The following is a 14,059-nucleotide window of genomic DNA, read 5'->3' on the forward strand; positions in this document are numbered from 1 at the left end:
AGAATTTATTGATATTATGAATTATGATGTAAAAGTGGGTATTGACGCGTTTTCTTTTGATATCCCGAAAATATATTTACCTATAAAAGAATTAGCAATTGCTAGGGACATTGAACCTGCAAAGCTTGAAAAGGGTTTAGGTTTACTTAAAATGTCGCTTCCTGATGTTCATCAAGACGTAATAGTTTTTGCCGCTAACGCTCTAAAAAAGTTATTGGAGCAAGAAGGATTGCGCCCGGAAGAAATTAGCCGAATCTATATAGGTACTGAAAGCGGTATTGATTCTTCCAAACCTATCGGCTCTTTTCTGGTATCCCTAATGGAAGATCTTTATGGGGAAGGTTCTTTTGAGCATTGCGATGTGGTAGACCTTACTTTTGCCTGTATTGGAGGGGTAGATGCCCTACATAATTCATTAGATTATATTAGAGTAAATACTGATAAAAAAGCAATAGTCATCGGTACGGATTATGCAAAATATGACCTGAATTCTACCGGAGAATATACACAAGGAGCAGGTGCTGTAGCTTTATTATTGTCTGCAAATCCAAGAATCATTTCTATCAAAAATAAAATTGGAATTAGTACAAAAGGGGTTTTTGACTTTTTTAAGCCTAAAAGAAGCTTATCTAAAAAAGAAGTCACCGAAAAAGATAATAATCCGGTCTGGTTCGGAATAGAAGAAGACGAAATCAATCTTTTTAAAGAACAACCTATTTTTGACGGTCAATATTCAAATACCTGTTATCAGAATAGACTAAAGGGTGCCTATTTTCATCTTAAAAAATTATTAGGCATTGAAACCAGTCTTTATAAACAGTGGAAAAATATAATTGTGCATTCTCCTTATTCTTTTCAAGGGAGAAGAATGTTTTCTGAAATATATGCCTTAGATTCCGATTTAAAAGAATCTTTACCTACTCAAGAAAAGGAATACACCGATAAACTCAAGGAAATAAGTAAAACTCCGGAATATAAATCTTTTGTACAAGAAAAGTTTGCTCCTGCCGAAGTTGCTTCTTCCAATATTGGAAATATGTATACCGGATCAATTTTTATGGGATTATTATCTACCTTGTATTATCATGTAAAAAACAATTCCGAAATTATCGGAGAAAAATTTGGCTTTTTAGCCTATGGTAGCGGTTCAAAATCGAAGGCGTTTGAAGGTGTGATTGAAAAGGAATGGAAAACTCAATCTGAAAAGCTTCACTTGTTTGAAACATTAGAACAAACTCAAGCTATTGATATGGATACTTATCATGCTTTATATAAAAAAGAATTAAAAACATCTGTACTTGCTCCTAAAAATGAATATATGTTGGAAAGTATTGAACATGAAAATCCTGTATTACTGGGTGCCAGATATTATAAGTTTAAACAATAAAAAATTATTTAATATAATATAAAAGCCTGAGAATATTCTCAGGCTTTTTTTATTTTTAGGATCTTTACCGTTTTTATTTAAAAAAACTTAAAACCGTTTCTGTAATATATTTTAGCTGATCATCTTGCAATTCCGTATGCATAGGTAAAGAAATTACTTCATTGATTAGCTTGTTGGTTGCCGGAAAATCTTCATCTTTATAATTTCCGTTATCGTAAGCTTTTTGTTTTCTTAAAGGTACAGGATAGTATATCATTGCAGGAACTTCTCTTTCAGAAAGATATTTTTGTAAAGCATCTCTATCTGAATTAATCACTTTTAACGTGTATTGATGAAACACATGGGTGGAATAATTTTCCATTCTTACAGGAATAACTAAATTAGGATGATTGGAAAAAGCTTGATCGTAATAGTCAGCAGCCTTTCTTCTCTTTTCATTATAGGAATCCAATAAAGGTAATTTTGCATTCAAGACTACAGCCTGTAAACTATCCAATCGTGAATTTACCCCAATTTCATCATGGTAATATCTTTTGTACATTCCATGATTAACAATTCCGCGTATTTTATGTGCTAGTTCATCATTATCTGTAAAAAGGGCACCTCCGTCGCCGTAACAACCTAAATTTTTAGATGGAAAAAAGGAAGTGGTTCCTATAATCCCCATTGTTCCTGATTTTTTACGAGTTCCGTTTCTAAAAGTATATTCTGAACCTATTGCTTGGGCATTATCTTCAATAACATATAAATTGTGTTCATTTGCAATCTGTATAATTTCTTCCATATTTGCACATTGCCCGAATAAATGCACAGGAATAATAGCTTTTGTTTTAGGTGTAATGGCTTTTCTTATAGCATCCGGACTTATAGTAAAAGTTTCATAATCTACATCTACTAAAACAGAATTCAGCTTTAACAAGCTAATTACTTCCACGGTTGCTGCAAAAGTAAAATCAGCGGTTATGACTTCATCACCGGGTTGTAGATTCAGAGCCATTAGAGCTATTTGTAATGCTTCTGTACCATTACCGCATGGAATAACATGTTTTACATCTAAATATTTTTCTAAATTTTGAGCAAATGAATTGACTTGCGGTCCATTTATAAAAGAAGCGGTGTTTAATACTTCTTCAAATCCTTTATCTACAGTAGGTTTTATATGCTGGTATTGGTTGATTAAATCCACCATTTGAATTTTCTTCATATGTAAAATTTTGAACACAAATTTACTAAATGAATTTGTAATGCCGCTTCTATAAAAAGAAAAACTCTTATTAAAAATAAGAGTTTTTCTACCTCATCTACTATTTTATAAGAGTAATTTACTTTTGCTTTTGTTGGGTTTGTTCTTCTACTTGATCTAATTGTTGAGGTGTAATCTGCATAGGTGCTTGATTTTTTACATCTTTAGGCATTGGTTTAAAATCTACCAATTCCACTTCAAATATTAGAGCTTGATTAGGACCCGCAGGACCATTTTCCCCATAGGCTAAGTCTGAAGGCACATATAATATGTATTTGGCTCCTTTAGACATCAATTTAACCCCTTCTTTCCATCCGGGTACCACTCTTGCTAAAGGAATATCTGCCGGTTTACCTTCGGTTTGTTTTTTAGAATCTTCGATCACGGAACCATCGGTTGTTTTCAATACATAATTTACGGATACCATATCTTCATCGGTTGGCTTTGCTCCGTTTCCTTCTTTTTCAACTTTATATTGTAGTCCTGAAGCTGTTGTTTTAACGCCTTCTTTCTTTTTATTTTCTTCTAGGAATTTTTTACTTTCTTCTGCATTTCTTTTTGCTATTTTTTCCAAATGTTTAGGAACATAAACAGTCATAAAAGATTGTATGGAATCTTCTGAGAATAATAATTGTTTACCCTCAAATTTGTCTTCCATGGCTTGTTTAATAATATTTACATTTAAATCTTTATCAAACCCTTGAATTTTAAAATTACGAGCAAGATCTAAGCCAATTGCATAGGCTGCTTTTTCATCATCGGTATTTAATTTTGTAACTCTTTGTCCTTCCTTATTACATGCAACAAGGCTGATACCTGCTAATGCCAGTAAAATTGTTTTCTTTATCATTGTGTTAAATAGTTAAATATAATTTTTTTTAATTGGCTGAGTTTTCTGTATTATCTTCCGGTTTTTTGAAATCCACTAATTCAATATCAAAAATCAATACAGAATTAGGTCCTATATCCATTCCCGCTCCATTTTCTCCATAAGCAAGTTCAGAAGGAATGAAAAATCTATATTTTGACCCTTTGGTCATTAAGGCTACCCCTTCAGTCCAACCTTTAATTACTCTGTTTAATTGAAATTCAATTGGGTTACCTGCATTATTTTTATCTGTCGAATCAAATATTTTTCCATCGAGAAGTTTACCGGTATACTTAACTTTTACCATATCATCTTCGTTTGGCTTTTCATTAGATTTACTTTTTTCTAAAACCTCATATTGTAAACCAGATGCAGTTGTAATTACTCCTTTTTTCTTTTTATTTTTTTCTAAAAAAGCTAATCCTTGAGTTTTATTCAGTTCTCCTTGTTCTTTTCTTTTCTTTTCAAATTCCAGTCTTTTTTTTGAAAAATATTTCTGCATAAAGGAATTTACAGAATCCATAGGGAAAATCGATGGTTTACCGGCTAATTCATCCCTAAATGTCTGATTAAATATATTAATATCTATATCTTGTAACATATCTTGTTGTTTTAAACTTTGAACAATGTTATATGCTAAAGAATACGACAATTTTTGTTTATCTGTTTTTAATTCAATTTTATCTTGTGCAGAAAGTGATAATGAGCAAACTATACCTAATAATGTAACGATTTTATTTTTTTTCATTCGTTTAAAATTTATTATTTTTTATTCTTGACCTTCTAATTTTTATATTAAAAAAATAACATTTAAATTATTTTTTTTATAGTATAAGTACCCTGCAAATATCCGATAATTTATTGAAACACGAATATAAATTTTAGTTAATGTTCTATAAAAAAGAATTTATTCTTTTTTAATCGGTAAAAATCTTATAAATAAGTATTGGTCATTATATTTTTTTAGTAATTTTAAAAATCTAATCGAAAATCATTTCTTAACTTCTCTAATAATGGATTTTCCTTTACCATTTTTTCGTATTTATCTTTATCTGTTAGAAGGATCGTTCTTTGAGTTTCCTTAATTTGATATTTAAAATTAATGGAATAATTATTTACCTCTTTTTTTAGTTTTTGAAAAATATCTTCACGTAAGTGTTCAAATTCATCATAAGCTGAATTGGAAGGAAATTCAAAAAAAATAGTATGATTCGGCTTAACACTGCATTGGGTGGTGTTTAAAACACTATATAAAACCGGTTGGTTTTTTAAAGTTTCCAAATAGGTATTCCAAAAACTCTTAACTTGATCTTCAGTAAAATCGTCTTTATCTCTTTCGGAAAAATCTAAATTAGCTACCTTTTCTTCTTTTTGAGAAGCCGTGTGAAGTGATCCCTTTATTGAAAGAAATGATCCTTTTTTAGTTTGATTTCCCAAAGGTATTCCACTTTTTACAATTGGTTTTGAAGGTAAATTATTTTCATCTTTCACCTGAGAATTACCAACTTTTTCTATCTGTTTCTCTTCCTCGGATTTTATGGTTTGGGGTGATAATTTATTTTCCTGCTTTGCAGGAAGATGATTAGGGGGTGGTATTATCCTAAACTTTTTTTTTTAATTGTGGGAGATTCACCAGCTGTTAAAGATGCCAATTGCATTAAGGCTATTTCAATGGATAGTTTAGGACTTTTACTATTCCTAAAGTTTATATCAGCCTGATGACAAATTTCAATAGCGTCTATCAAAAATCTGGTTGAGCAATTTTGAGCTTGTTGCAAATATTTTTGCTTGGTATTATCTCCTACTTCCAACAGGGAAATTGTTTGAGGATTCTGTGCTACCATTAAATCTCTAAAATGACTTCCTAATCCTGAAATAAATAATTGTGGATCAAATCCTTTTTTTATAATATCATTAAAAGCTAATAGTAATCCCGGAATATCATTTTTTAAAGCTAAATCCGTTATTTTAAAATAATATTCATAATCAAGAATGCTTAGGTTTTCTGTAACGGATGCAACTGTTAAGTTTTTTTGAGTAAAAGTAACGAGTCGGTCAAACATAGAAAGAGCATCGCGTAATCCCCCGTCTGCTTTTTGGGCGATAATATACAATGCATCTTCTTCATATTGAATGCCTTCTTCTTGAGCTATTTTTTTTAAATGATTGTTTATATCGTTTACTTCAATTCTCTTGAAGTCGTAAATCTGACATCTTGAAAGAATGGTAGGAATAATCTTTTGCTTTTCTGTTGTTGCCAAAATAAAAATGGCATGTGCAGGTGGTTCTTCCAATGTTTTCAAAAAAGCATTAAAAGCAGCATTAGACAGCATGTGCACCTCATCAATGATATATACTTTATATTTTCCTACCTGAGGAGCGTAACGCACTTGTTCAATCAGATTCCGTATATCGTCTACGGAATTATTGGAAGCTGCATCTAATTCAAATATATTGAATGCAAAATCATTCTCATCAGTTTCTCCGTATTTTTCATTAATTTTTCTAGCTAAAATACGGGCACATGTAGTTTTACCTACTCCTCTAGGTCCACAGAAAAGCAATGCCTGAGCTAATTGATTATTATCAATGGCATGTTCCAAAGTATTGGTTATGTGACTTTGCCCTACAACAGCATCAAATTCTAAAGGTCTATATTTTCGGGCTGAAACTACAAAGTTTTCCATGAGTGTACAAAGTTACTAATTTTCTGCTTTTTCTGTTAATTTTTAGATAGGTTTCTCTGCACAATCGTTACATAATCCATGAATAACAATATCTAATTTTTCGGCGATAAATCCTTCAGGAATATTTATGTTCGGCGTTTTTACAGTCCGCATACAGTATATTTTTTTACAATTTTTGCAACAAAAATGCATATGGCTGTCAGCATGTTGCTCCTCAGAACAATTATCCATACATAAGGCATAAACAGTTATATGCCCATCATTTATAGTATGCAATAATCCTTTTTTTTCAAAAGTCTTTAAAGTCCTGAATAGAGTTGTTCGGTCAGAATAATCAAAACCCGACTCCAAATCCGACAAGGATAAAGCGGTATTTTGTTTTAGAAAATAATCTAAAACCAATAAACGCATGGCTGTGGGATTTATATCTTTTTGTTTTAATATATTTTCTAAATCATACAACATACTACATTCTTTCCGGTGCCCCTATACCTAATAGACTTAACCCGTGTCTAATCACATTTCCGGTCCACTGGGTTATTGCCAAACGCAGTTGTTGCTCTGATTCATTTTCTGCATCCAAGATACGATTACTTTGATAGAAAGAGTTATATTCTTTAGAGACATCGTAAATATAATTGGCTATTAATGCGGGATTTAAATCTGCAGCAGATTTTTCAATTAGTTCCTCATAGGAGGATAATAATATGATTAATTTTTGTTCTGCTTTATTTAATTCTTTATCTTTAATTTCTAAGGTTTGCTTTGCGGCTTTTCTAAGCACAGAACAAGTCCGTGCATACGTATATTGGATAAACGGACCGGTATTTCCGTTGAACTCGATACTTTCATTAGGATCGAACAAGATTCGTTTCTTAGGATCAACTTTCAAAATAAAATACTTTAATGCGCCTAAGCCAATAAGTTCATTCACTTGTTCTTTTTCATTTTCGGTGTAACCTTCTAATTTTCCTAATTCGGAAGTTTTTTTAACTGCTTCTTGATGCATTTCTTCCATTAATTCATCTGCATCAACCACCGTACCTTCTCTTGATTTCATCTTTCCACTTGGTAAATCTACCATTCCGTAGGAAAGATGATATAATTTATCTGCCCATTGATACCCTAATTTTTTTAAAATTAGAAACAATACCTGAAAATGATAATCTTGTTCATTTCCTACTGTATAGATTAATTCATTAAGATGGTAACGGGTAAATCTTTCAACGGCTGTTCCTAAGTCTTGTGTGATATAGACAGAGGTTCCGTCTCCTCTCAACAATAATTTTTGATCTAACCCCTCTTCTGTTAAGTCTGCCCAAACAGATCCATCTTCTTTTTTAAATAAAATTCCTTTTTTAAGTCCTTCTTCAATAACATCTTTTCCCAGCAAATAGGTGTCACTTTCATATTGGACTAAATCAAAAGACACTCCTAATCTTTGATATGTTTTCTCGAAACCTGAATACACCCAACTGTTCATCTCTTTCCACAAAGCTTTTATTTCCGCATCGCCGTCTTCCCACTTTTTCAACATTTCTTGGGCTTCTAAAAGAATGGGTGCTTTTTTCTTAGCTTCATCTGCATCCATTCCCGATGAAATTAAAGATTGTATTTCATCTTTGTATTTTTGATCGAAAATAACATAATATTTTCCTACCAAATGATCTCCTTTGATTCCTGTTGTTTGTGGAGTTTCTCCATTTCCATATTTTTTCCATGCCAACATGGACTTGCAAATATGAATACCCCTATCATTAATTATTTGTCCTCTCAACACCTCATTTCCTGCTGCTTTTAAGATGTTACTAATTGAAAATCCTAATAAATTATTTCTTATATGTCCTAAATGAATTGGTTTATTGGTATTAGGAGAGGAATACTCAACCATTATTTTTTCAGTATGCTTTTTCGTAAGCTTAAAATCTTTAACTGAATATTTTTCTTTTAATAATTGAGTAAAAACGGTCGGATTTAGAGAGAGGTTAAGAAAGCCTTTAACTACATTAAAAGCAACAAATTCCTCTTTAGCTGTAAGATATGATCCTATTTTATTAGCTATTTCCTCCGGCTTCTGTCTCACTAGCTTAACAAAGGGAAAAACCACTAAAGTATAATCTCCTTCAAATTCATCTTTAGTTATTTGTATTTCAACATCTTCAACTTTTTGTTGAAATAAATTTTCAATTGCTTGTATACTTTGTTCTTTTATATAAGACTTTAGGTTCATTGTTTTTAATTACTAGTGAATGTACAAATTTAGGCATTTCCCTTAAATGTGTAACTTTTTATACTACTTCAATTAACACAAATATGATGACGTATTCTTTTTACGATGTATTATTTATAGTTTATAGACAATTTATAGCAATCATTCATAGTAGACATATTTAAATTTACATGCTTATTATTTATAAAATCTTCAAATTATATAAAATAAATATTTCTTGAGGATATAATTTATTAATAATCACCAATAGTTTGTCATATATTCTTATCAATAGGTTTGCTTCCTTTATTACACCATTTTATTATAAAAAATTATCTATACTTCAATAAGATATTTATAACTGGAATTAGTATGTTTCATTTCGGCCAGATGAGAAGGTAAATGGTCAAAACTACTGATTTTTTGATCTCTCAACTTTAATTTACCTGTACTGATTTGTTGTAAAAGTTTCTCCCCATCAGTCATTAATTGAACCATTTGTTTTTCCGATGCAAATCGGTGAAATGCTCCCAAAGCGATTTCATGTAAGGAAACACAAGTTGTAAATGGAGGTAAAGGATTAGTATCTACTCTTCCTTGTATGGCAACTATATGTCCATAATAGGCTGCTAGATCTAAAAGTTGAGAAGCATGATTTCCACTAACCGTGTCAAAAATAACATCAAAGTTACTTCCGGGTAGAGCCTCTTTTATTTCATTTTTCCAATCATCATTTTTATAGTCGACTGCTTTACTAACTCCCATCTTATAAAATTCGTTATGATGTTGGAGATCGGCAGTTATATAAACCTTAGCTCCTGCATTCAGAATTAATTGGGTAAGAAAATATCCTACCGATCCTCCTGCTCCACTTATTAGTACATTTTTATTACGTATATCCGGAATTTTCTGCATAGCCTGCCAAGCGGTTAAGGAAGGACAAGGAAATGCTGCAGCTGCATAATCACTAAGTTTTTCAGGAATATGCATAATGCGGTTCCCTTTAAGAATAGTATAAGTGGAAAAACTGCCTGCTTGGGTAAGATCAGAATGATAACATACTCTTGCTCCGATTTGTATACGCTTCATTTTCTTTCCTGTTTTAATAACAATACCGGCACCATCTACTCCGGGAATCTGATCTTTTACCCATGAAGGATTGCCGGATGATATCAGTTTCCAATCAACCGGATTAAGTCCTATGACAGTATTTTTAATGAGTACTTCATCATCTTCAATTTCTCTGATTTTATATTCTTTACAAATTAAATCTTCCGGTTCTCCCCTATGCTGCCAACACCAAGCTTTTGAATATATTTCGTTCATAATTATCGTCAAATTATATAGATTTATAAATGATATGTAAACTGCTCAACTCAAATTAAGATTTTATCGAAACCTACACTTTTATACTTTAAAGAATTTATTCTGCAAAAGGTCCGGATATTAGATTGGTAAGAACCCCTTTAGGATCATTTACTAGTGATTTATAACTGAAAAATATACTTCCTTTAACTTCTGGAAACTCACGATTAAAATATACTTGCTCAACAAGTTCATTCGGATTTTTCCATTGATTGACTCTATAGGCCGCCATTCCTATATACAGTTTGGTGTCTGTTTCTTTAGCCATGCTGCTCCACCATTCCACTAAAGTGGCATAATCGGCAAGATTATGTCCTCGATGCCAATATAACTGAGGAGCTATATAGTTTAACCACCCTTTTCTCATCCAAAGTAAAACATCAGCGTACAAATCGTCATAATTTTGTAATGCTTTGGTTTTCGATCCTAAAGGATCATTATTTTGATTTCTCCAAACACCAAATGGGCTAATGCCAAATTCTATATCTTTATTTTTGGATTTAATGCTCTTATATAATTTTTGTACAAAAGTATTAATGTTATCTCTTCTCCAATCTGCTTTACTGGCAAAAGTTACCCCATATTTAGTATAAGCCGTAAAATCAGGATAATCGAGTTTACCTACTTTATAGGGATAAAAATAGTCATCCAAATGAATACCATCTACTTCATAATTATTAACTACTTCCATAATGGACTGTATTACATAATCGCGTACTTCCGGAAGACCCGGATTTAGATATAATTGATTGGCATATCTAACCACCCAATTGGGATGCTTGAATGCAATATTATCAGTAGCCAATGAGCTCCAATTGGCATTGGCTGCAGAAAGTCTAAAAGGATTAAACCAAGCGTGTATTTCTATATCTCTTTTATGTGCTTCTTTAACCATAAATTCAAGGGGATCGTATCCCGGATCAACTCCTTGAGTTCCTGACAAATAACCCGACCAGGGACTTAATTTAGATGGATATAAAGCATCGGATGCGGGTTTTACCTGAACAATAATGGCATTCATTTTCCATTTTTTGACATTCTCCAATAAGGTTATAAATTCTTCTTTTTGTTGTTCAGCAGGTAAACCGGGTTTTGAAGGCCAATCTATATTTAAAAATGTAGCCACCCATACGGCCCTGAATTCTTTGTTGTTTTTTTCTTCATTCTCTTCTTCAACAGGCTCATTAGTACCGGCAAAAATTAATGTTAATGATAAAAAATGTGCTACAATCAAAAATAATTTTTTGCTTTTCATTTATTTTATTATTTATTACTTAGAGAATTCATTCAATTTATTTATAAATTTTTTTTAATCATCGTTTTTGAAAATTAAGATTCACTTTCAAAAATTTCAGCTTTTGATATAAGATCTTCAGGCAAGGTTTTCTTAGCTTTTGCACCCATTTTTTTTAAATTATGTATTTGAGAGACAAGATTACCTCGCCCTTCTACCAGCTTGTTCATAGCGTTTCCATATTCATTTTTAGCCTCATCCATTTTTTTCCCTATACGCAACAAATCTTGTAGAAATCCTTCAAATTTATCGTATAAATTACCGGCAGTTTTAGCTATTTCATATGCATTTCTTTGTTGCTTTTGGTTATTCCACATACTATCAATAGTTTTCAAGGTTGCTAAAAGAGTAGATGGAGTAACTATAACAATATTTTCTTCGAAGGCTTTGTTATATAAAGATGATTCATAATTTAAAGCTAAAGAAAAAGCCGTTTCAATGGGGATGAAAAGTAATATAAAATCTAATGAATTTTCTGCATACAACCTTTGGTAATTTTTAGATGAAAGTTGATCAACATGTTTTTTTATAGAATTTATATGATCTTTTAAATGAAGTTTTTTTTCTTCTTCATTATCATTGTTTATGTAACGTTCATAGGCTATTAAAGAAACTTTGGAATCTATAATCATCTTTTTATTATCAGGAAGATATATGACTACATCGGGGATATACCGTTTTCCATCTTCAGAACTCAAGCGTTCTTGTACAAAATATTCTCTTCCTTTTTCTAATCCCGATTTTTCTAAAACTCTTTCTAAAACTAATTCTCCCCAATTTCCTTGAATTTTTGTATCTCCTTTAAGAGCTTTAGTGAGATTTTCAGCCTCCTGAGAGATTCTTAAATTTTGGTTTTGTAAATAATGTAATTGTTCTTTTAAAGATGAATAGATCCCTATATTTTCTTTTTGGCTTTCTTCCACTCTCTTTTCAAAAACGGAAATTTTCTCTTGTAAGGGATCTAAAAGTGTTTTTATATTATGCCTGTTTTGTTCTGTAAATTTTTCAGTTTTTTGTTCCAGTATTTTACTTGCTATTATCTCAAATTCTTTCCTAAAATTATCTTGAATTTCTTCAATCTCCAATTTTTGCTCTTTATTTTTATGCATTAAGTTTTCATAATCGGCATCTTTACGAGCTAATTCAAGCAATAATTGTTCTCTTTCCTTTTTTATTTTTTCCTTTTCAAATAACTCTTTTTCTTTTAGTTCTTCACTTTTACTCAAACCGGCATGTAAAGCTTTTATCTTTTCATTTAAAAGAATTTTTTCGGAATTAATGGATGAATCTTTAATTTTTTTTCCGATATATATTCCTATTAATAAAAAAATGATACTAAATAGTAAAACCAAAAATATTTCAATCATAAATATAAGAGTACAAAAATGGATGTTTGAAAAATAAAGTTCTACTTACGTTTTAAATATTATTTTTTACTTCGTAAGTTTTCTGTATAAAATTTGAGAAAATAGGGAATGGTTTCAATTCCTTTATAAAAGTTAAATAAACCATAGTGTTCATTAGGAGAATGAATAGCATCACTATCCAATCCAAATCCCATTAAAACGGATTTTGCTCCCAATAATTCTTCAAATAGAGAAACAATGGGAATACTCCCCCCGGTTCTGTAGGGTAAAACTTCTTTATTAAAGGTTTTTTCCATAGCCAGTTTAGCTGCTTTATATCCGGGATCTGAGGATGGTAAAACGTATGCATTTCCTCCGTGATGAGGGGTGACTTTTACTTTAACACTTTCCGGAGCAATGGATAAAAAATGTTTTGTAAACAATTCAGTTATTTCCTCAGGATTTTGGTCAGGAACTAACCTCATGGATATTTTAGCATGAGCTTTTGATGGAATAACAGTTTTAGCTCCTTCTCCTGTATAACCTCCCCAAACGCCATTTACATCTAAGGTAGGTCGTATAGATGTTCTCTCTAACGAGTTATATCCTTTTTCCCCTTGCGTCCCTTTTAAACCGATTGATTTTTTAAACTCTTCTTCATCAAAAGGAATTTTATTTAATTCTGCTCGATCTTCAGGAGATAATTCTATTACCTTATCATAGAAGCCTTTGACTGTAATTTTGCCTTCTTTATCAATTAACGAAGCGATCATATCAGAAAGCACGTTAATAGGATTAGGAACTGCACCACCATATAAACCGGAGTGTAAATCTCGATTAGGCCCTTCTACTTCAACTTCTACATAACTTAGACCTCTTAAACCGGTTGTAACTGTGGGAACTTGATTTGAAAAAATATGTGTGTCTGATATCAATATAATATCACATGAAAGTTTGCTTAAATTTTCTTTTAAAAAATTCCCCAAATTGACAGAACCTATTTCTTCTTCTCCTTCAATAATTAATTTAACATTACATGGTAAAGAATTTGTTTTAATAAGAGACTCAATAGCCTTTACATGCATAAAGAATTGACCTTTATCATCAGCAGACCCTCGAGCATAAATTGCACCTTCCGGATGTATGTTTGATTTTCTTATTACAGGATCGAAAGGATCGGTTTCCCAAAGATTCAAGGGATCTGCAGGTTGTACATCGTAATGACCATAAATTAAAACTGTTGGTAGATCAGAGCTAATAATTTTATCAGCATAAACTACCGGATTACCTTGTGTTTTACATATTTCAACATTCTCAAATCCGGATTCTTTTAAATTATTAGAAATACTATTGGCACATTTTATTATGTCATTAGCATATGCTGAATCCGCGCTAATAGATGGAATTCGTAATAAATCAAATAATTCGTCTAAATATCTTTGTTTATTTTCTATTTGGTATTGAAAAGCTTTATCCATTTATTTATTATTATAGTAACAAATATATAAATAAAAAAACCGCTTCCAGGATAGTTTTTGAAATTAATAAATAAGAAGATGGTAATAAACAGGTAAAAAGAAGGTTATCAAAAAAAACAACCCAATCCAAAACAAAAAAAGCCTTGTATATTACCTATACAAAGCTTTCTTCTTTAAAAAAC

At 31.3% G+C, this 14,059-nt stretch carries 12 protein-coding genes; 1 reads left to right on the top strand and 11 read right to left on the bottom strand.

The features are described from left to right. The first annotated feature begins 16 nt into the window (after positions 1-16). Complete coding sequence (locus GFU93_RS07085; protein WP_160568305.1) at positions 17-1,387, top strand: hydroxymethylglutaryl-CoA synthase family protein; 1,371 nt, start codon at positions 17-19, stop codon at positions 1,385-1,387. A 73-nt stretch (positions 1,388-1,460) separates the two neighbouring features. Here the strand turns inward: GFU93_RS07085 and GFU93_RS07090 are convergent, their stop codons facing one another. The 11 genes from GFU93_RS07090 to GFU93_RS07140 all read right to left on the bottom strand — a co-directional run bounded on the left by GFU93_RS07090 (position 1,461) and on the right by GFU93_RS07140 (position 13,877). Further along, entirely contained in the window at positions 1,461-2,591 is a 1,131-nt protein-coding gene (locus tag GFU93_RS07090; protein WP_160568307.1) for a DegT/DnrJ/EryC1/StrS aminotransferase family protein, read from the bottom strand. A gap of 118 nt (positions 2,592-2,709) precedes the next feature. Beyond that, positions 2,710-3,480, bottom strand: coding sequence for an FKBP-type peptidyl-prolyl cis-trans isomerase (locus GFU93_RS07095; RefSeq protein WP_105296901.1), 771 nt, complete (start codon positions 3,478-3,480; stop codon positions 2,710-2,712). 28 nt (positions 3,481-3,508) lie between these two features. Next, positions 3,509-4,246 (bottom strand): FKBP-type peptidyl-prolyl cis-trans isomerase, encoded by a 738-nt coding sequence (locus GFU93_RS07100; RefSeq protein WP_160568309.1) that lies wholly within the window; start codon positions 4,244-4,246, stop codon positions 3,509-3,511. 224 nt (positions 4,247-4,470) lie between these two features. Continuing rightward, positions 4,471-4,989, bottom strand: a complete 519-nt coding sequence (locus GFU93_RS07105) for a hypothetical protein (RefSeq protein ID WP_160568311.1) — start codon at positions 4,987-4,989, stop codon at positions 4,471-4,473. A gap of 104 nt (positions 4,990-5,093) precedes the next feature. Continuing rightward, positions 5,094-6,185: a DNA polymerase III subunit gamma/tau gene (dnaX, locus tag GFU93_RS07110; protein WP_160568313.1), complete on the bottom strand. Its 1,092-nt coding sequence runs from the start codon at positions 6,183-6,185 to the stop codon at positions 5,094-5,096. A gap of 42 nt (positions 6,186-6,227) precedes the next feature. Further along, positions 6,228-6,650: a Fur family transcriptional regulator gene (locus GFU93_RS07115; RefSeq protein ID WP_160557821.1), complete on the bottom strand. Its 423-nt coding sequence runs from the start codon at positions 6,648-6,650 to the stop codon at positions 6,228-6,230. 1 nt (position 6,651) lies between these two features. Continuing rightward, positions 6,652-8,415 (bottom strand): arginine--tRNA ligase, encoded by a 1,764-nt coding sequence (gene argS / locus GFU93_RS07120; RefSeq protein WP_160568315.1) that lies wholly within the window; start codon positions 8,413-8,415, stop codon positions 6,652-6,654. Between the two features lie 315 nt (positions 8,416-8,730). Then, positions 8,731-9,720, bottom strand: a complete 990-nt coding sequence (locus tag GFU93_RS07125; RefSeq protein ID WP_160568317.1) for a zinc-binding dehydrogenase — start codon at positions 9,718-9,720, stop codon at positions 8,731-8,733. Between the two features lie 97 nt (positions 9,721-9,817). Beyond that, a complete protein-coding gene (locus GFU93_RS07130) occupies positions 9,818-11,014 on the bottom strand; it encodes a glycoside hydrolase family 10 protein (protein WP_160568319.1) in 1,197 nt (398 codons plus the stop codon). Positions 11,015-11,088: 74 nt separating this feature from the next. Then, a complete protein-coding gene (locus GFU93_RS07135) occupies positions 11,089-12,420 on the bottom strand; it encodes a DNA recombination protein RmuC (protein WP_160568321.1) in 1,332 nt (443 codons plus the stop codon). 59 nt (positions 12,421-12,479) lie between these two features. After that, positions 12,480-13,877: a dipeptidase gene (locus GFU93_RS07140; protein ID WP_160568323.1), complete on the bottom strand. Its 1,398-nt coding sequence runs from the start codon at positions 13,875-13,877 to the stop codon at positions 12,480-12,482. Positions 13,878-14,059 lie beyond the last annotated feature (182 nt).

Source organism: Apibacter sp. B3546 (genome assembly GCF_009827885.1).
Lineage (GTDB): Bacteria > Bacteroidota > Bacteroidia > Flavobacteriales > Weeksellaceae > Apibacter.

Bases quoted from the DNA above. Each gene is read 5' to 3' on its own strand.
- GFU93_RS07085 (WP_160568305.1), top strand. From the start codon at position 17: ATGAATTATGATGTAAAAGTGGGTATTGACGCGTTTTCTTTTGATATC.
- GFU93_RS07090 (WP_160568307.1), bottom strand. From the start codon at position 2,591: ATGAAGAAAATTCAAATGGTGGATTTAATCAACCAATACCAGCATATA.
- GFU93_RS07095 (WP_105296901.1), bottom strand. From the start codon at position 3,480: ATGATAAAGAAAACAATTTTACTGGCATTAGCAGGTATCAGCCTTGTT.
- GFU93_RS07100 (WP_160568309.1), bottom strand. From the start codon at position 4,246: ATGAAAAAAAATAAAATCGTTACATTATTAGGTATAGTTTGCTCATTA.
- dnaX (WP_160568313.1), bottom strand. From the start codon at position 6,185: ATGGAAAACTTTGTAGTTTCAGCCCGAAAATATAGACCTTTAGAATTT.
- GFU93_RS07115 (WP_160557821.1), bottom strand. From the start codon at position 6,650: ATGTTGTATGATTTAGAAAATATATTAAAACAAAAAGATATAAATCCC.
- argS (WP_160568315.1), bottom strand. From the start codon at position 8,415: ATGAACCTAAAGTCTTATATAAAAGAACAAAGTATACAAGCAATTGAA.
- GFU93_RS07125 (WP_160568317.1), bottom strand. From the start codon at position 9,720: ATGAACGAAATATATTCAAAAGCTTGGTGTTGGCAGCATAGGGGAGAA.
- GFU93_RS07130 (WP_160568319.1), bottom strand. From the start codon at position 11,014: ATGAAAAGCAAAAAATTATTTTTGATTGTAGCACATTTTTTATCATTA.
- GFU93_RS07135 (WP_160568321.1), bottom strand. From the start codon at position 12,420: ATGATTGAAATATTTTTGGTTTTACTATTTAGTATCATTTTTTTATTA.
- GFU93_RS07140 (WP_160568323.1), bottom strand. From the start codon at position 13,877: ATGGATAAAGCTTTTCAATACCAAATAGAAAATAAACAAAGATATTTA.